Annotated in this window: 20 protein-coding genes; 5 read left to right on the top strand and 15 right to left on the bottom strand. The window is 37.1% G+C overall.

Annotated features, from left to right (window positions below; genetic code table 11):
• Nucleotides 1-25: 25 nt before the first annotated feature.
• Nucleotides 26-802 (top strand): MBL fold metallo-hydrolase, encoded by a 777-nt coding sequence (locus tag JK629_RS13575; protein ID WP_202336148.1) that lies wholly within the window; start codon nucleotides 26-28, stop codon nucleotides 800-802.
• A 65-nt stretch (nucleotides 803-867) separates the two neighbouring features.
• Nucleotides 868-1,299: a hypothetical protein gene (locus JK629_RS13570; RefSeq protein ID WP_225626041.1), complete on the top strand. Its 432-nt coding sequence runs from the start codon at nucleotides 868-870 to the stop codon at nucleotides 1,297-1,299.
• 22 nt (nucleotides 1,300-1,321) lie between these two features.
• On the opposite strand, the gene JK629_RS13565 is transcribed toward JK629_RS13570, so the two are convergent.
• From JK629_RS13565 to JK629_RS13545, 5 genes are all read right to left on the bottom strand, one after another.
• Nucleotides 1,322-1,978: an alpha/beta hydrolase gene (locus JK629_RS13565; RefSeq protein ID WP_202336146.1), complete on the bottom strand. Its 657-nt coding sequence runs from the start codon at nucleotides 1,976-1,978 to the stop codon at nucleotides 1,322-1,324.
• A 76-nt stretch (nucleotides 1,979-2,054) separates the two neighbouring features.
• Entirely contained in the window at nucleotides 2,055-2,378 is a 324-nt protein-coding gene (locus JK629_RS13560; RefSeq protein ID WP_202336145.1) for a hypothetical protein, read from the bottom strand.
• Nucleotides 2,379-2,426: 48 nt separating this feature from the next.
• Nucleotides 2,427-2,747 carry a hypothetical protein gene (locus JK629_RS13555; protein WP_202336144.1) on the bottom strand — a complete coding sequence of 107 codons (321 nt, stop codon included), beginning with the start codon at nucleotides 2,745-2,747 and terminating at the stop codon, nucleotides 2,427-2,429.
• Complete coding sequence (locus tag JK629_RS13550; RefSeq protein WP_202336143.1) at nucleotides 2,748-4,004, bottom strand: dihydroorotase; 1,257 nt, start codon at nucleotides 4,002-4,004, stop codon at nucleotides 2,748-2,750. It lies immediately after the preceding gene.
• A complete protein-coding gene (locus JK629_RS13545) occupies nucleotides 4,001-5,935 on the bottom strand; it encodes a BatA domain-containing protein (protein WP_202336142.1) in 1,935 nt (644 codons plus the stop codon). The genes JK629_RS13550 and JK629_RS13545 overlap by 4 nt, the downstream gene beginning before the upstream one ends.
• A 28-nt stretch (nucleotides 5,936-5,963) precedes the next feature.
• On the opposite strand from JK629_RS13545, the gene JK629_RS13540 reads away from it, so the two are divergent.
• On the top strand, nucleotides 5,964-6,167 hold the full coding sequence (locus tag JK629_RS13540; RefSeq protein ID WP_202336141.1) for a hypothetical protein: 204 nt from the start codon (nucleotides 5,964-5,966) through the stop codon (nucleotides 6,165-6,167).
• A gap of 9 nt (nucleotides 6,168-6,176) precedes the next feature.
• On the opposite strand, the gene JK629_RS13535 is transcribed toward JK629_RS13540, so the two are convergent.
• The 3 genes from JK629_RS13535 to JK629_RS13525 form a co-directional block, all read right to left on the bottom strand.
• Nucleotides 6,177-7,382, bottom strand: coding sequence for a sensor histidine kinase (locus JK629_RS13535; protein ID WP_202336140.1), 1,206 nt, complete (start codon nucleotides 7,380-7,382; stop codon nucleotides 6,177-6,179).
• Between the two features lie 129 nt (nucleotides 7,383-7,511).
• On the bottom strand, nucleotides 7,512-8,276 hold the full coding sequence (locus JK629_RS13530; protein ID WP_202336139.1) for a TIGR02757 family protein: 765 nt from the start codon (nucleotides 8,274-8,276) through the stop codon (nucleotides 7,512-7,514).
• Nucleotides 8,277-8,939, bottom strand: a complete 663-nt coding sequence (locus tag JK629_RS13525) for an ABC transporter ATP-binding protein (protein ID WP_202336138.1) — start codon at nucleotides 8,937-8,939, stop codon at nucleotides 8,277-8,279.
• Between the two features lie 120 nt (nucleotides 8,940-9,059).
• Between JK629_RS13525 and folE the strand changes: the two genes are divergently transcribed.
• Nucleotides 9,060-9,659: a GTP cyclohydrolase I FolE gene (gene folE, locus JK629_RS13520; RefSeq protein WP_202336137.1), complete on the top strand. Its 600-nt coding sequence runs from the start codon at nucleotides 9,060-9,062 to the stop codon at nucleotides 9,657-9,659.
• A gap of 47 nt (nucleotides 9,660-9,706) precedes the next feature.
• Nucleotides 9,707-10,009: a hypothetical protein gene (locus tag JK629_RS13515; protein WP_202336136.1), complete on the top strand. Its 303-nt coding sequence runs from the start codon at nucleotides 9,707-9,709 to the stop codon at nucleotides 10,007-10,009.
• Between the two features lie 27 nt (nucleotides 10,010-10,036).
• On the opposite strand, the gene JK629_RS13510 is transcribed toward JK629_RS13515, so the two are convergent.
• The 7 genes from JK629_RS13510 to serC all read right to left on the bottom strand — a co-directional run bounded on the left by JK629_RS13510 (nucleotide 10,037) and on the right by serC (nucleotide 16,182).
• Nucleotides 10,037-12,250 carry a TonB-dependent receptor gene (locus JK629_RS13510; RefSeq protein WP_202336135.1) on the bottom strand — a complete coding sequence of 738 codons (2,214 nt, stop codon included), beginning with the start codon at nucleotides 12,248-12,250 and terminating at the stop codon, nucleotides 10,037-10,039.
• Nucleotides 12,251-12,297: 47 nt separating this feature from the next.
• The gene (locus JK629_RS13505; RefSeq protein ID WP_202336134.1) at nucleotides 12,298-12,627 is read right to left on the bottom strand and encodes a hypothetical protein; all 330 of its coding nucleotides are present in this window, start codon (nucleotides 12,625-12,627) and stop codon (nucleotides 12,298-12,300) included.
• 7 nt (nucleotides 12,628-12,634) lie between these two features.
• The gene (locus JK629_RS15560; protein ID WP_317193698.1) at nucleotides 12,635-12,865 is read right to left on the bottom strand and encodes a DUF6787 family protein; all 231 of its coding nucleotides are present in this window, start codon (nucleotides 12,863-12,865) and stop codon (nucleotides 12,635-12,637) included.
• Between the two features lie 56 nt (nucleotides 12,866-12,921).
• Nucleotides 12,922-13,344, bottom strand: coding sequence for a DUF6146 family protein (locus JK629_RS13500; protein ID WP_202336133.1), 423 nt, complete (start codon nucleotides 13,342-13,344; stop codon nucleotides 12,922-12,924).
• A gap of 109 nt (nucleotides 13,345-13,453) precedes the next feature.
• Nucleotides 13,454-14,089 (bottom strand): DUF937 domain-containing protein, encoded by a 636-nt coding sequence (locus tag JK629_RS13495; RefSeq protein WP_202336132.1) that lies wholly within the window; start codon nucleotides 14,087-14,089, stop codon nucleotides 13,454-13,456.
• A gap of 41 nt (nucleotides 14,090-14,130) precedes the next feature.
• Entirely contained in the window at nucleotides 14,131-15,087 is a 957-nt protein-coding gene (locus JK629_RS13490; protein ID WP_202336131.1) for a D-2-hydroxyacid dehydrogenase, read from the bottom strand.
• Nucleotides 15,088-15,114: 27 nt separating this feature from the next.
• Nucleotides 15,115-16,182, bottom strand: coding sequence for a 3-phosphoserine/phosphohydroxythreonine transaminase (gene serC / locus JK629_RS13485; RefSeq protein WP_202336130.1), 1,068 nt, complete (start codon nucleotides 16,180-16,182; stop codon nucleotides 15,115-15,117).
• Between the last annotated feature and the right edge of the window lie 36 nt (nucleotides 16,183-16,218).

Here is a 16,218-nt window from a genome sequence, read left to right as displayed (position 1 = left end):
AAAAAATACCAGTATTTTTGCGCAGATGAAATCAACATTTCGCGTTACATTTCTCGGCACTGGAACTTCACAAGGCATACCCGTAATAGGAAGCGATCACCCTGTTTGTAAAAGCAGTAACCCAAAAGATAAACGTTTGCGCGTTTCGGTTTTGTTGCAATGGGATGATTTTGCTTACGTTATTGATTGCGGTCCAGACTTTAGACAGCAAATGTTACGCCAAAATGTTTCAAAACTGGACGGCATTCTTTTAACGCATGAGCACAGTGACCACACCGCAGGTTTGGACGATATCCGCCCATTTAATTTTATGCAGGGCAATATGCCTTTCTATGCCCATAAGCGAGTTTTTAAGTCATTGCACGAACGCTTTGCCTATATTTTTGAAACTGAAAATAAATACCCTGGAGCCCCCAGTGTAGAAGAAATTGAAATTGATAAAGACAAACCTTTCACAATAGGTGGAAAGGAAGTTGTTTCTATTGAAGCATTTCACGACACCTTGCCGGTTTTAGGTTTTAGGGTGGGAAGCTTTACTTATTTAACGGACGTTAAAACCATTGCCGAAGAGGAAATTGAAAAAATAAAAGGAACAAAAGTTTTAGTTGTAAACGCCTTGCGCGAAGAGCCACATTATTCACATTTCAATCTTTCGGAGGCACTTGATTTCGTTAAAAAAATAAAACCTGAAAAAACATATTTCACCCATATTAGCCATTTGATGGGCTTTCACGAGGAAGTGGAGGAAAAACTTCCGAAAAACGTTCACTTGGCTTATGATACACTTACTATAACAATTTGATTATGAGGAATAAAATTTTTATGTACTTGTTTCTTTTTGCTTTGCTATTCATTATTTACCAATATATGAACGAGAAAAGTATTTTTGAATCGCAGGAGACTAAAATCGAAAATCTGGAAGCCAAAGTCCAAAAATATAACGACTCTATCGAAGGTCTTCAAGGCCAAATTAGGAACTTGAATTATTTCACCTTAATGGGAAATGACAATGCAATGACCTATTTTGAAAACCGCGGTTATGAGGCAGCCGAGGTGGAAGCAATGGTTTCTGATCAGATTTATGATTTCAATCTTAAAAAAGGGAACAATCCTTTAGTTCCATTTGAGGGAATGGCGGGTGATATGAAAATAAACAAACTGAAATTTCTCAATCATAAATGGATCCATGCAGACTTTACCGATAACACCTATTGGGGCGAAATGATTTTGGAATATTATTTCAACGATAAAAACGAACTTGAATTGACGCCAATCGCTTCCTTTTTATATCAAAATTAAATATTTGAATGAAGGTCACCGATTAATTTTTATCCAACCAACTTTTAAGTTCATAAAAATTCTGGGGAGCAACCCCGTGACCTACGGGAAATTCCGAATACTTGCAGTCAATATTTAATTTTTTGAGAAAAGGCTCTGTTTTTCGGGCCCATTGCACGGGAATCACTTGGTCCACGCTGCCGTGTGAAGTATAAACCTTTAGGTTGCTGAAATCGTTTGTAGCATAGCCCTCCTTTAAAATTTCCTCATTAATATAACCACTCAGGCCGATTACGTTTTTTACCTTTTCGGGATAGCTCAATGCAACTGCAAAACTTAAAATGGTACCTTGACTAAACCCGAGAAGCGTAATATTATTTTTGTCAACTTTGTATTTTTCAACTACTTCATCAATACATTTTGAAACCAATTCGCGCGAAGCTATTGCCTGTTCGTCATCGCTGAATTTCCCCTGCGAATTGTCAAAATAGATATTGTACCAAGCATTTCCGTAAGGTTCCAAACGAATTGGAGCTTTTAAAGAAATGATTGCATATTTCTCCGGAAGTTCGTTGGCGAAGGAAAACAAATCATTTTCATCGCTCCCGAAACCGTGAAGCATAATAATTGCGGGCGGATTTTCAGAAGCATTTTTTGCGGGTCTATAGTTATGTTTTAAAAGTAAAGTCTGTTTTTCCATAGACTGCAAAAATAAACAAGACCTTTTAAACTGAAGTTCTTTCAGCAGAAAAGGTCTCGTTAAAAATTGTTTAAAATTATATTCCCTTAAACCATTCCTGAAATTGTTCGCCAAGTACCGGAACGGGTTTCATTTCGCCCTGCACTGCACTTATCAACCCCAATAGCCAAAACACCAAAAGTGACAAGTTTACAATTGTTGACAAAATCCATATACCAATAATTCCGCTTATAATGGCCAAAATCACGCCCACACACATTATGCCCAAAGATTGGCGTACGTGGAAGGAACCTAGCGCAGTTTTGTTTCCATTGTTCATTATTAATGCGATGATCCAACCAATAAGTGTGATGTAGGCAATTATAGCAACCGTTTTACCATTGTCTGTAGTTGTTTCCATTTTTTTTATTTTAGGTTAGTGTTATTTAAGCTAAAGGTAATTAATACTTTAATTTAAAAAAGTAAACCAATCCTGAAATTTTTCAGTTAAAAAAGGAATACCCTTCTTTTTGTTGAAAAAAGCCATAGACCAAGAAAATAGCCACAGTAAAACACAAATGAGCCATAGAATATCGCCAATAGTCACATCTATCTGTGCTTGTATAACTAGTGAAACGATAAACATTAAAGTGATCCCAAACATATTTTTAATATGCCAAGTGGCAAAGGGGTGGTTTTCTTCCCTATTGAAAAAATAGGCAATAATAAAACCCACAAAGGGTGCATATGCAATGAGCGCGGTAGATTTTCCTGCGGGAGTATTTTTCATTTATTTATTTAATACCAATTGGTTATTGGATACAATTCCGTAGGGCCTTCCTTTTAATTTTGATCCCAGAAGTGCGGCATTTTTTGAAGTTGATAGAATATCCTTTTCAGCAAGAACCCAATTTTCTTCAGGGTTAAAAAGAGTGAGTTCGGCACGGTTTCCTTCCTCAATTTTTTCCGAAGGAATATTGAACGTTTTTTTCAAACCGGTAAGCGCCTTAACAGATTCCTCAATTCCCAAAACCATATTGAGCGCGCCAAAACAGCCTTCCAGACCAATACTTCCGAAATGCGCGTGGTCAAACTCGGTTTTTTTGTGCTCAACATCTATTGGATTGTGGTCGCTGGTAATGCCGTCAATGGTACCGTCTTTCAGTCCTTTTAATAATGCTTTTGTATCTTCTTTGGTGCGCAAGGGCGGAAGCAATTTATAGTTAGTGTCAAATTCTTCCAAAACATCATCTGTTAAAATAAGGTTGAAAATGGAAACGCTACACGTTACATTCAGCCCTTTCTTTTTGGCGTCCTTGATCAATTCCACTGATTTTTTTGTGGAAATGGTCGGGATGTGAAGCTTGCCGCCGGTATATTCCAAAATATATAAATCTCTAATTATTTGTAGTTCTTCCGAAAGGGCGGGAATCCCCTTTAAGCCCAATCGGGTACTGTTTACCTCTTCGTTCACCATTCCGTTTCGCGCCACAGATTTTTCAAAAGGGAACGATTGTACCAAGCCATCAAAGTTCTGTGTGTATTGCAGCGCTATTTTTAGCAAGTTTGCATTAGCAATGGGGTTTTTATAATCGTAAAAGGAAACAGCGCCTTCGCTCTGCATATCGTACAATTCGGCAAGATCTGTTCCTTTGCTGCCCACAGTTAGTGCGCCAATAGGGTAGAGGCTCACGGCATTTCCTTCGGCTTTACTTTTCAGAAATTTTATATGCCCTTTGCTGTCCGTAACCGGAAAGCTGTTGGCATTTACGGCAACACTTGTAAATCCGCTATAAGCTGCTGTTTTTAAACCGTTTTCGATAGTTTCCCGTTCTTCAAAACCGGGTTCGCCAAAGGAAACACTGCTATCAAACCAACCTGGGGAAATGTGCAGGTTTTTTAAAGAAACCTCTTTTACTTTTTCGGAAGAAGGAATTGTTGCCGCAATTTTTGAAATTTTACCATTTTCTATCAAAACATCCCGGTTCTTTAAATGATGCTTGCTGGAAGCATCTACTATGGTTGCTGATTTCAGTAGTATCTTCATTTGTAGAATTTTAAGATAAGCATTTCAAAAAGTAAAAAGAGCAATGCAAAAATAGCAAACCATTTCCAAAAACTGTTAATTGCGTTTGCATCTTCAATAGAATCAAAAAGAGCTTCCACCGAACTATAAACCTCCACACCTTCCCAATCTTCGGGGTTCAAGTATTGTAATTCACTCTCGCTGCGTGAATAATTGAAACTTATATTTTCTAAGAACTCGTTTTTCTTCATTATTTGATAATTCCCAGCTTTCGCGGGCTCCTCAGTGGTTGTCATCAAAACATAATTAGCCTTGGTTTGCTGTAGCGGAATAAACTGCTCCGCACTGTTCTTAACTGTTAGGATTTCATCTTGACCCAATTGTATGGGTACTGCAATTTCGGTTTGCTGTCCAATGGTATAATACAAGCGGGGTAAAGGCAGACTTTGCAAAGCCATATTATAAATAGTGGGGACAACTAATGGCGAATTCTGAAAATTGGAATTTTCCTTGTTTATAGGAGCAGTAAATAGATAGGTTTTGTTTTTTTGAAGCAAAAAGGGGTGGTTGTCCTCAAAACTTATTGCTGGAGTTGCCTTTGATGAAACATCGTAAAACGAATTGACCTTCGGATATTGGAAATTTGCTACTTCTTTTTCAAATACATCTTTAAAAAGCGGATGTGAAAAAACAATCTTCGTAATCTTTTTTTCCTGTACCTTTTCTTCAGAAAGTGTTCCTAAAGTCATTGTTAAAAGATAGTTGTTATAACTGTTCAAATCTATTTCTGACACAGGGATAATTAATATGCTTCCGCCCTCGTCACTGAAAGATTTAAGCGCCGTGGCCAATGATGCGGGTATCTCTTTCAACTCATTAAGAACAATAAAATTTTGGTCGAGAATTTCATTATAATTCAAAGTTTTAAATGTTTGTTGCTTAAATTGAAATTCCTCTTTTTCAAACAGGCGTTGCAAAAAACTACCGTCGGCTTCATTTATGGCCAAGACCTTTATTTTTCCGGGTTTGTTGATGCTGAAATACAATTGGTTGTCAAAAGATATGTTTGGTTCGTTAATTTCTAATTTCCCAATAAATGCTGTAGAATTATCGATATCGAAAGTAACTGAACTACTGGTGTTTTGCGAAAAATCCACAGCGGTTTTTGCAATCAGTTTTTCATTGTTATACAGTGAAAGTGGAATTTCGGAAACTTCATTTCCCTGGGCTTGACGAAGTGTTGAAACATTTACCTTGAGTTGCGTTAACGAAGCATTTTTTGAAGCAATGTAAGCACTGTCTATGGAAATGTTTGAAATTTTCACAGGCTTTAATTGCACCGCGTCCACGGCCAGATCTTCTGGGATAGAAGGAAAGGCTTCTTTTTGCTGAAAGTCAGACAGAAAAACCAATCTTTTTAAGACTCCTTTCTCGTTCGAAAAAAGTTGGTTGGCTTTTAATAAAACTTGGTTTGGCGTCAATTGGTTTTGTGAGTACTCAACGGAAAGTATTTCGTTTTTAAAATCTTCCTGGGTTGTGTTTTTTCTTTCCGAATTATTGGTAAACCAGCTTATCTTTTCGGTTCCATTGTTTTGGTTGAACAAATCCTGCAGTGCTCTTTCTAAAATCGGTCCTTTGGCGCCCTTGGTCTGCATACTGAACGAGTTGTCTATATAAACGACAGTTTCCTTTTCAGTATTTAGCGCAATTTTGGAAGCGGTAAAAGGTTGTGCAAAAGCAATAATGATGCACGCTAAAGCTAGCAAGCGCATTATTAGAGTAAGCCATTTTTTGAGTTGTGAGCTTTTTCGGGTCTGTATAGTCACTTTTTTAAGAAAAGCGACATTTGTAAAAGCTACTTTTTGGAACCTTCGAAGTTGAAAAAGATGAATAAATATAGGGATGAGCAGCAGGAAAAGAGCGTAAAGAATTTCTGGGTGTTTGAACTGCATTCCTATAAATATTGCCCAAAGATAAAAAATGGAACGCAATTACAGCTATTTCTGGACGGTAAACGTGAAGGTACTTCCTTTTCCGGGCTCAGAGTCCAGAGAAATGGCGTGCTACTTCCTTTTCGGGGAGTTCGGGAAATGTCATAAAAAAGGTAAACCAGTATTGTTTTATGCAGGTAAATATAATCTGAATTGGGGCCCAGATAAAAGGGTTTTGAATTTCCTGTTATGAAAGCGGATGCTAATTTAGTTTTTTGATAGTAAACATAAAAGTTGTGCCCTCTCCCAAAGTTGAAGAAACTTCTATTTCACCATTGAGTCTATTTACCAGTTTTTTTACTGTGGAAAGTCCAATTCCATTTCCTTTTTTGCCATTTCTGTCCAAAGTACCTGTAGTAACGAATAAATCAAAAATATTGTATAATTTATCTTTTGCAATGCCCATGCCGTTGTCGGAAATTTTTATATGATAAGATCCATCTTTTTCGGTACACTCGATGTCAATTTTTATTTTGTCCTTATCATTATATTTTAGACTGTTGCCAATTAAGTTAAGCATAATTTGCTCTAATGCAACTTTGTTCGCGTGCATTTCAATGTTCTCTTCTGGCAAATTTATTTCACAGTCCACATTTATGTTTAACAACTCAATAATTTCTTCTAAAAGATCTTGGCTGTCAAAGGGCTCGCTCTTTAATGAGGCGGTTTTATCAGTCTCGTAGTGCTCTAAAAGACCTGTAACGTATTCACTCAATGTGAATGATGATTGCTTAATATAATCTAAATACTCCTTGCCCTGTTGGTCTAAATGCTGGCCATATTTTGAGCGAAGCATATCTGAAGTGATAATCATATTTGCCAAAGGCATTTTCATATCATGCGATACTACGCCGGCAAAATTTTTAAGTTCCTCATTGCGTTCTCTAAGTTCTTTTTGGACAGAAAGCAATGCTCTGTTACGTTTTCGGGCCTCAAACAAATTTACAACTTGGTAAGCCATTGCAATAAGTGCATTTTTCTGGGATTTTGATAAAACGCGTGGTTTAGTATCAAAAATACAAAGCGTGCCCAGCGGATAACCGTCAGTATTTATCAAGCGAACGCCGGCATAAAACACGGCGTTCATATCGGTTACCAAGGGGTTATCTTTAAATCGAGGATCTTTTCTGGCATCTTCTATTATAAAAATGTCTTTTTCCTCCAGAATAGCGTGTCCACAAAAAGAAATATCACGCGGAGATTCATTAAACGGAATGCCGTAATGTGATTTTAAAAAATTTCGGTCTGCATCCAATAGGGTTACCAATGAAATAGGCACGTCACAAATATTTGCCGTTAAGGCCGTAATATTGTCAAAATCTCTTTCAGGCAAAGTGTCCAATAAATGGTAGGAATGGACCGCGTCCAAACGTTGCGCTTCATCTATGGGAAATTCGGGTGCTATCAAAGTGTGGTACTCTTTTTTTGATTAAAATTCTGCAAATACTATTTTTGGCAGGTTCAAACGTAAATGTACAACATTTTACAAAGAATTGTTTAAGGTTGAAAATTTATGTGAAATGGGTTAAGATTAAAACTAAAATCGTTCAAAAGCACCTAGGCCAAACAGGGCAAAATCATATTTCACAGGGTCTTCAGAATCAAGGGCTCTCAACGAATTATCAAGTTCTACTAATGCTTTACCATCATTTTGCTTGCGTTTTAGCAGTTTAAGCTTTCGCGCAACGTTTCCACTGTGAACATCCAGCGGACAAGAAAGTTGTGAAGGTGTTATGTTTTCCCAAATTCCAAAATCGACACCAGTATTGTCATTGCGAACCATCCACCGCAAAAACATATTTATTCTTTTTGCCGCAGAATTTTTTAAGGGGTCGCTGATGTGTTTTTGTGTTCTCTGTAGGTGGGGCAATTCAAAAAAAACTTTTTTGAAGTGATGGATTGCGGGCTGCATCGAATCTTTTTCGGCATATTTTGCAAACAGGGTTTCCAGTCCGCCGTGGTTTTTATATATATTTTGAAGGGATTTCAAAAAATAGAAAAGATCGTCACTGTTAAAAGTTCTATGGACAAAGTTTGAAAGCGATTCTGAATGGGTTTCAGAAAAATTCATTACAAAATCATAGGGCGAATTACCCATCAATTTCATTAACTTTTTGCCGTTGGCTATGATGCTTTTTCTATTTCCCCAAGCAATGGTAGCTACTAAAAAACCAGAGATTTCAATATCTTCCTTTAATGTGAATAAATGCGGAATTTGAATGGGGTCTGTTTCAATAAAGTTAGGATTATTGTATGTATTGACTTTTTCGTCAAGAAATGATTTCAGTTCGGTCTTATTCATTTAATTGCTTACAATTTTTCCGTCCTGCATCACCAATTTTCTATCGGCCATATCTGCAAGCTCTTCGTTGTGCGTAACAATTACGAAGGTTTGCCCAAATTCATCCCGCAATTTGAAAAATAAATTGTGAAGATTCTCTGCGCTTTCAGTATCGAGATTTCCACTGGGTTCATCTGCAAGAATTATTGAAGGATTGTTTATTAGCGCTCTCGCCACGGCTACCCGTTGTTGCTCACCGCCAGAGAGCTCGTTAGGTTTGTGGTCTTCACGGTGCGAAAGCCCCAAAAAGGCAAGTAATTCTTTAGCTCTTTTAATAGCTTTGGCTTTTGGGGTGTTTTTAATAAATGCTGGTATGCAAACATTTTCAAGGGCTGTAAATTCTGGAAGTAATTGATGAAATTGAAAAATAAACCCCAAGTTTTCATTTCTGAACTGTGCTAATTTCTTTCCCGAAAGGGAGCCAATGTTTACACCATTTATGGCTAATTTACTTTTTGATTTGTCAAAAGCATCCAGTGTTCCCAAAATATGCAGCAAGGTGGTTTTTCCTGCGCCCGAGGCACCAACTATTGAAACAACTTCACTTTTTTTTATGTGGAGGTCAACACCTTTTAAAACGTGGAGGTTCCCGTAAAATTTGTGGATATTTTGGGCTTCGATCATAGCAAAAATTTAAACCGTGAAAGTACTATTTATAGCGCTATAATACAATCCAATGGGTTATATTGTTTTTATTCCAAGTTATGTGTTTATTTTTGAAAGCTTATTGTTAAACATAATTAGATGGCTTCCTATAGATATTTTGAAGAATACGATCAACCTGTAACCGATACCTTGATTGAAAATTATAGTAAAATTTTAAGTTCGGTAGGCGAGGATATTTCACGCGATGGAATTGTAAAAACTCCCGAACGCGCCGCAAAGGCTATGCAGTTTTTAACTTCGGGAAACTGTCAAGATCCCGCTGAAATTTTAAAAAGCGCCATGTTTGCTGAAGCCTATCACGATATGGTTATCATAAAAGACATTGAACTTTACTCATTGTGCGAGCACCACATTTTACCATTTTTCGGAAAAGCGCATATCGCTTATATTCCAGATGGTCATATTGTTGGGCTTAGTAAAATCCCACGTGTTGTAGATGTTTTTGCACGTAGATTACAAGTGCAGGAACGGCTTACCCATGATATTTTGGAATGTATAAATAACACACTAAAGCCTAAAGGAGTGGCCGTAGTTATTGAAGCCTCGCACATGTGTATGATGATGCGCGGCGTACAGAAGCAGAACAGTGTAACCACAACCTCTGGTTTTCGCGGTCAATTTGAAGCGATAGAAACCAGAAATGAGTTTTTGAAATTGATTAGTAGCGATTTTTCTTAATTTTGGAATGTTTTTTGCTATTTGTAATAAAATTAAGCACAACACAAATGAAAAACGAAAAATATAAATTGCTTCGAAAAAGTGTCTTTTATGATATAATCGGTATGGCTACAATGGCCATTCCAGTAATTGGCCCCTTTTTAGATTTACTTTGGGCGCCCATTGCAGCCAAAAAAATGAGTGAAATGTATAAGGGAACGGAAGGTAAGATAGCCTCTGTGCTTGTATTTTTAGAAGAAATTCTGCCATTTACTGACGTAGTTCCAACATTTACACTAATGTGGTTATACACATTTGTGTGGAAAAAGCAACCCACACCCCAAACTATTGAAATTCGCGTAAATGAATAAAAAAAGCCCCAGATCGGGGCTTTTTCTTTAAATTTCCAATTTTAGGTTTACATTAATACTTCTTCCAATATTAAAGATACCATCGGGTTTTAATCTAGACAAATGGGCTATATATTTTTTATCGGTAAGATTTGTTCCATTCAAGCCGATTTTAAATAAAACCTTTTGAAGTTTAAAACTGCTTTCAATTCCTGCACTCAATAGGGAATAACCACCAGTTCTTGTTTCAAAATTGCTTACATTTTTTTGGTCAAAGGTATTTTCGAGTGTTATAAAAGCTGAACTTGATTTTCTGATTTTTCCGTCATTTAATTCTACACGGAATGTATTCCGTAGTGAATTTGCCGGTATCAATGGCAAGTAATCATCATTGCTCAATTTACCCGTAACCGTTTCGAAACTACTTTCTAAATGAAGCCAATCCAACGGGTGGGGGTGAAGGTGAAAGCCCAATTCGCCTCCATAAAGTGATGCGTTGTCCTGCAAATAATCAAATACCTGTGCATCGTCAATGGTTTCATTGGTAGGCGACAGAAAAATGTAGTCATTAAGGGCGTTGTAAAAACCATTTGCAAAAAACTCAATATGTTCGTTTCTGTACTCCAAGGCAACATCAGCTTGAAAATTTTGCTCGTTTGTTAATGCTGTATTACCACGTTCATAGCGGTTTGTACCTTCGTGAACGCCATTAGAAGTTAGTTCTGCTAAGTTTGGGGCTCTAAATCCACTGGCAAGATTGATTCGTGTTGAAAAATTTTCAACAATATCGAGTTTAGCCCCTAAGGCCGCCGTAAAGCTATTAAAGGTTGTATTTAGTGCTGGAATAAAATCCATGTCAGTTGGATTTCTAGCGGCTTCACTTTTAATTTTTCGGGAGTCAAAACGGATTCCAGCTTGAAAATCAATTTTTTCCAAGTGGTAGTGTGTAGTTGTCAAAATTCCGATATCAGTAGTTGTAGCATCGGGAATTAAAATTTCCTCACCTTCGTTTTTATTATTTTGCAACATTCCCTGCAGACCAACTATGGTTTCAAAATTACCCAATTGAGGTAAGTGATATTTCACATCATAATTAAAAGTATTTAATTTAAGACGAAGGGCTGCTACATCTGGTTCTTCTTCAAATTCCCGTCTGTCATTAAACAAATAGCCAGCTTTTATATCTAGACTGGAATTATTAAAAAACAGCGTATTGTCAAAACTTAAAATGTGGTTGTCAATTTCCTGAAAAGGAAGTTCTAAATCTTTTGAACGCGTTTGCTCACCGATTTCCTCAGGTATACCAATATTGGAGCGATTATAATTATAGCGAAGTGTTGATTTAAATTTTTTATCAGAATATTGCAATCCAGTTTTGAAATCTATTTCATTAAACCTAGTGTTGGTTACACGATAATCTGCTCCCGTATCATAATCACTGAATCTTGCATAGGTGCCCCGTGCCAAAAACTTCAGCTTTTTACCTGAGGTTTTAATTCCAAGATTTGTAGCCGTTCCCAATGTATTTGAAAAATAAGTGCTGCTTAGATCACCGTGAGTTTCACCGGACAATGCAAATTTTTCAGGATTCAAATAAAGTACTCCGCCCAGTGCATCGCTTCCGTAAAGCAAAGATGCAGGGCCCTTAATAACCTCTACGCTTTCTACTCCGGCTTCATTAATACCTAGGCCATGTTCATCGCCAAATTGCTGGTTTTCTAAACGTACACCTTGCGCATAAGTTAAAACTCTGTTTGAGCTTAGTCCGCGAATAACTGGTTTTCCAATACCTGTACCTGTGCTAATAATATCAACACCCGCAATATTTTTAATGCCATCGACTAGGGTTACAGCCCCAGAGGCGTTTAGATCTTCGGTGGAAATTCGTTCTACCTTCATAACATTGTCACTCTGTAATTTATGAAAAGGAGTAGAAACTATAACTTCTTCCATTTCTACGGCACTTTCCTGCATTTCAATATTTTCCGTAACGCTTTTTCCGTTTGAAAAATTAATTTTTTTTGAAATGCTTGCAAACCCTAGTGAAGAAAAAACTATATTATAGCTTCCGTCGGGAATGTTAATTATCGTGTAGCTACCGTTAAAATCTGCAACCGTTCCTTTTTCAAGTTGTGGAATATAGATTGTTGCCGGTATTGGTTCTTTTGTGTTTTTTGAAGTTATGTTTCCCGTCAAGGTATTTTGTGATCTTACCGTGGTATATGCAAAGAACACCACAAGTAAGCATAGTATGTTTTTCATGCTTTCTTGATTTAAAAATTAAGTTTAATAAAATAAAATGTTAAAAATCAAGAAAATAGCGGAGGACCTCTAAGAAAATATGGGGCGGGATCTAAATTAAAAGTAGAAGTAAAGTAAAAAATTTCAATATGCTGAAACCTGTGAAATAAAGGGAAGTCGAGAACTTCCTGAGGAGTAAAGGCAAATATTGAAAAGTGAAAATCACAAATGAAACAGTCTAGCTGTTTTTCGTGAAGATGCGTTGAAATATCGGTACAGGCTTTGTGTTCGTGACCTTCAAAAGTATGCGCAAATTGTACAGCAGTAGGAAGCAGCAGTGCCAACGAGAATATTGTAGCGACTAAAATTTGTGTAACTTTTGTTTTAAGAAGTATCATTTCTTAATTAAAATTTGAATCCCATGCTTCGGAGCATTTTTTTTGCAAAATTCCAAAAAAAATCAAATTCCCCAAACACCCATCCAAAAAATACTAAAAGTACTTTATAAATTGGCAAGATAATAAAAATGCGAAATGGCCAGTATATGTACCATCCCATTTCCTTAGTTATATTAAAGAAATCTGTTAGCGGAGCAGCCAACTTGGCTGCGGAACTTCCAGTGATTGCAAATACCAATAAAATTATAAATAGCTGGCCGTTGGTTTCAATATTCCATCGTTCTTTTAACTTCTTCAATTTCTTCCGCCTACAAATTTTTGATTGTACTTTTCCTGAAAATAGACAAAATAATTATACAATAAGTAATTCACTTCATATCCATAATCTATGGTTGGATCGTAATTTATTTGTTCGCCATACAAGTTTCTGGAATATAAGTTTGGCTGTAAAACACGGCTATTGTACTCAGCTACAAACTGTCGGTTTTTCCCTTCTAATTTTGCTTGACCATAGAAACCCCGTGGTGGCTGGGAAATCAGCCAAGATTGAAACCCTGGTTCTACAATTATTATTTCATATTCAAGGCTATCATTCGCAATTCTAACTGTATCTTTTTTTGTATTTCCATCAATTGGTGAGCTGTTTATGGAAGTATTTCCTGTTCCACAGCTAAAAAATGCAAATGAAAATACTGCAATTAGTAGAAAAATTTTCATATCAAAGATTTTTTCAAAGTTAACAAATGTAAAAATGAAGACAGCCTGATTTAACTTTCATTTGTAATAATTAGACCGGAAAATTGTATTGTTTAAATATATAAGGCGCTTATTTTCCGAAAAGTCCGCCGAGCATTCCGGCAATTCCACTTTTTTTCTTTTTGCCTCCCAAAACCATTCCGGCTATATCGTCAATCACACTCCCATCACCATCGGCATCTAAAAGTGTTTCAATTAACGATCTGTCATGATGGGTGCTTTCACCCATAACGGAACCCAAAAGATCGCCAAGACCCTCGGCTCCCACATTGTCTTTTCTTTTTTGGTTGCCTAAGACTCCCATAAGAATGGGTGCGGCCATTTGGATGATTTTTTCAACGGAACTTGCATCTACACCACTAACATTACTAATGCCTTGCTGTACTTTCTGTTGGTTCCCGCCAAGTACGTGATTTAAAATACCTGCCCCATCTTTTGTTAGTCCATTCTCTTCGTTTTGGTTTTCCAAAAGACTGCTTAATCGGCTCAAAATAGAACCATCGTGCTTATTGTCTTCTAAAGCATTGTTCAGGCTTTTTGCTCCTTGGGAAGTTGAAGCATTTTTTTGCATTGCGCCCAAAATCACGGGTAGTGCCATACTCAATACACTTGCTGTTTTATCTGTGGGTTGACCGGTTTTCGCACTAGCGCCACTAATAAGTTGCTTGCCTATATCACTACTAAGTAAATCTAAAATTGAAGCCATTATTTGTGAAAATTAACTCTTATACAAGGTAAAGAAAAATGTTATGCTTTGGCCATTAAACTTATAATTTGTTCTGCAAGCTCGATGCCAATTCGGTCTTGTGCTTCGTTAGTAGCAGCACCGATATGAGGCGTTAATGAAATTTTATCATGCATTAAAACTTTTATTGAAGGTGTAGGTTCTTCTTCAAAAACATCTAATGCTGCAAATGAAATCTTTCCATCTTCAATAGCTTCCAAAAGTGCTTTTTCATTGAGTATGCCGCCACGTGCAGCGTTAACTATTCCAGCTCCTTTCTTCATTTGCGAAATTTCTTCCTTATCAATTACATACCCGTTTTGTGCGGGTACGTGAAGCGTAATAAAATCACTGTGTTGTATCAATTCAGAAACGGGTTCGGTCTTTATTTTGAGTGTTATTGTTTGACCATCGTAAAAGTCAAGTGTTATATCTGCTTCGCCCACTTCGTTATCACTAGCAATAACCTTCATGCCACAGCCCAAGGCTATTTTTGCTACTTCGCGACCAATTCTTCCGAAACCGATAATGCCGAGTGTTTTTCCACGTAACTCGCGTCCGCCGCCGTAATTTTTCTTTAATTCTTTGAATTTTGTATCGCCATCCAAGGGCATGTTTCTGTTTGAATCGTGCAGAAAACGTACGCTTCCAAACAAATGTGCAAAAACTAATTCTGCTACAGAAGCCGAAGAAGCTGCAGGGGTATTGATTACTTCAATACCATTATTTCGTGCATATTCCACATCAATATTGTCCATTCCCACGCCGCCGCGACCAATGATTTTTAGGGAGGGACAATTATCTATAATATCCTTGCGCACTTTGGTTGCACTGCGCACTAGTAGTACTTCAATTTTATGTTCATTTATGTAATTTTGAAGTTGTTCTTGTGCAACATGCACGGTCAATACTTCAAAACCGGCTTTTTCCAGAGTGGTGATTCCACTTTTTGAGATTCCGTCGTTTGCTAATATTTTCATTTGTTAAAAATTCTGTATTATTATTTTCTAAGCGCCTCTTTCCACGGTTTGCATTACATCCACCAAAACCTGCACGCTCTCTAATGGCAAGGCGTTATACATAGAGGCGCGGTAGCCCCCAACGCTGCGATGACCATTTAGACCATTGATTCCGGCCTGTTTAAGTTGATTGTGAAAAGTGGCTTTTAGTTCGTCGTTTTTTAAATTAAAGGTAGCGTTCATTTTTGAGCGGTCCTCCTTATTTGCCACAAACCCTTCAAATAAAGGGTTTCGGTCAATTTCATTATAAAGAAGTTCGGCTTTTTGGTTGTTTACTTTTTCAATTGCTGAAATGCCTCCCAGATCTTTTAACCATTCCAAAGTCAACATGGATACGTACACCGAAAATACCGCCGGGGTGTTAAACATACTGTCCTTATAAATATGCACTTTATAATTCAACATAGAAGGAATGGCGCGTGAAACTTTTCCTAAAATATCTTCTTTTATAACTACAAGTGTTGTTCCTGCTGGCCCCATGTTCTTTTGGGCACCGGCATAGATTAAACTGAATTTTGAGAAATCGAGCTGACGCGAAAAGATATCGCTGCTCATATCACAGACCATGGGGATTTCAGACTCCGGGAATTCATGAATCTGTGTTCCGAAAATAGTGTTGTTGCTGGTACAGTGAAAGTAATCAGCATCTTTTGGGATTTGGAAATTTTTAGGAATAAAGTTGAAATTGTCACTTTTTGATGTGGCTACCTCCACAACTTCCCCAAAAAGTTTTGCTTCCTTAATCGCCTTATCGCTCCAAGTTCCCGTGTTTAGGTATGCTGCTTTTTTTTCTAAAAGATTATAGGCTACCATTAAAAATTCAAGACTCGCGCCTCCTTGTAAAAATAATGCTTTATATCCCTTATCTTGAAGACCCAAATGCTCCAATGCAAGATTTCGGGCATGTTCCATTACTTCCACAAAATATTTGCTGCGATGGGAAATTTCAATTAATGAAAGATTTAAATTGTTGAAGTCTAAGACGGCTTCCGCAGCTTTCTGTAAAACAGATTGTGGCAAAATGCAGGGCCCTGCACTAAAATTGTGTTTTTTCATTGGATGAAAATTTATATTACAAAGATGTGAATTATG

The organism is Aequorivita iocasae, from assembly GCF_016757735.1.
In the GTDB taxonomy this organism is placed as follows: domain Bacteria; phylum Bacteroidota; class Bacteroidia; order Flavobacteriales; family Flavobacteriaceae; genus Aequorivita; species Aequorivita iocasae.
This window is presented reverse-complemented; position numbering and strand designations above follow the sequence as displayed.

What these genes read in the sequence shown, in the direction of transcription:
- JK629_RS13575 (WP_202336148.1), top strand. Translation starts at nt 26, where the DNA reads ATGAAATCAACATTTCGCGTTACATTTCTCGGCACTGGAACTTCACAA.
- JK629_RS13570 (WP_225626041.1), top strand. Translation starts at nt 868, where the DNA reads ATGAACGAGAAAAGTATTTTTGAATCGCAGGAGACTAAAATCGAAAAT.
- JK629_RS13565 (WP_202336146.1), bottom strand. Translation starts at nt 1,978, where the DNA reads ATGGAAAAACAGACTTTACTTTTAAAACATAACTATAGACCCGCAAAA.
- JK629_RS13560 (WP_202336145.1), bottom strand. Translation starts at nt 2,378, where the DNA reads ATGGAAACAACTACAGACAATGGTAAAACGGTTGCTATAATTGCCTAC.
- JK629_RS13555 (WP_202336144.1), bottom strand. Translation starts at nt 2,747, where the DNA reads ATGAAAAATACTCCCGCAGGAAAATCTACCGCGCTCATTGCATATGCA.
- JK629_RS13550 (WP_202336143.1), bottom strand. Translation starts at nt 4,004, where the DNA reads ATGAAGATACTACTGAAATCAGCAACCATAGTAGATGCTTCCAGCAAG.
- JK629_RS13545 (WP_202336142.1), bottom strand. Translation starts at nt 5,935, where the DNA reads ATGCAGTTCAAACACCCAGAAATTCTTTACGCTCTTTTCCTGCTGCTC.
- JK629_RS13540 (WP_202336141.1), top strand. Translation starts at nt 5,964, where the DNA reads ATGGAACGCAATTACAGCTATTTCTGGACGGTAAACGTGAAGGTACTT.
- JK629_RS13530 (WP_202336139.1), bottom strand. Translation starts at nt 8,276, where the DNA reads ATGAATAAGACCGAACTGAAATCATTTCTTGACGAAAAAGTCAATACA.
- JK629_RS13525 (WP_202336138.1), bottom strand. Translation starts at nt 8,939, where the DNA reads ATGATCGAAGCCCAAAATATCCACAAATTTTACGGGAACCTCCACGTT.
- folE (WP_202336137.1), top strand. Translation starts at nt 9,060, where the DNA reads ATGGCTTCCTATAGATATTTTGAAGAATACGATCAACCTGTAACCGAT.
- JK629_RS13515 (WP_202336136.1), top strand. Translation starts at nt 9,707, where the DNA reads ATGAAAAACGAAAAATATAAATTGCTTCGAAAAAGTGTCTTTTATGAT.
- JK629_RS13510 (WP_202336135.1), bottom strand. Translation starts at nt 12,250, where the DNA reads ATGAAAAACATACTATGCTTACTTGTGGTGTTCTTTGCATATACCACG.
- JK629_RS13505 (WP_202336134.1), bottom strand. Translation starts at nt 12,627, where the DNA reads ATGATACTTCTTAAAACAAAAGTTACACAAATTTTAGTCGCTACAATA.
- JK629_RS13500 (WP_202336133.1), bottom strand. Translation starts at nt 13,344, where the DNA reads ATGAAAATTTTTCTACTAATTGCAGTATTTTCATTTGCATTTTTTAGC.
- JK629_RS13495 (WP_202336132.1), bottom strand. Translation starts at nt 14,089, where the DNA reads ATGGCTTCAATTTTAGATTTACTTAGTAGTGATATAGGCAAGCAACTT.
- JK629_RS13490 (WP_202336131.1), bottom strand. Translation starts at nt 15,087, where the DNA reads ATGAAAATATTAGCAAACGACGGAATCTCAAAAAGTGGAATCACCACT.
- serC (WP_202336130.1), bottom strand. Translation starts at nt 16,182, where the DNA reads ATGAAAAAACACAATTTTAGTGCAGGGCCCTGCATTTTGCCACAATCT.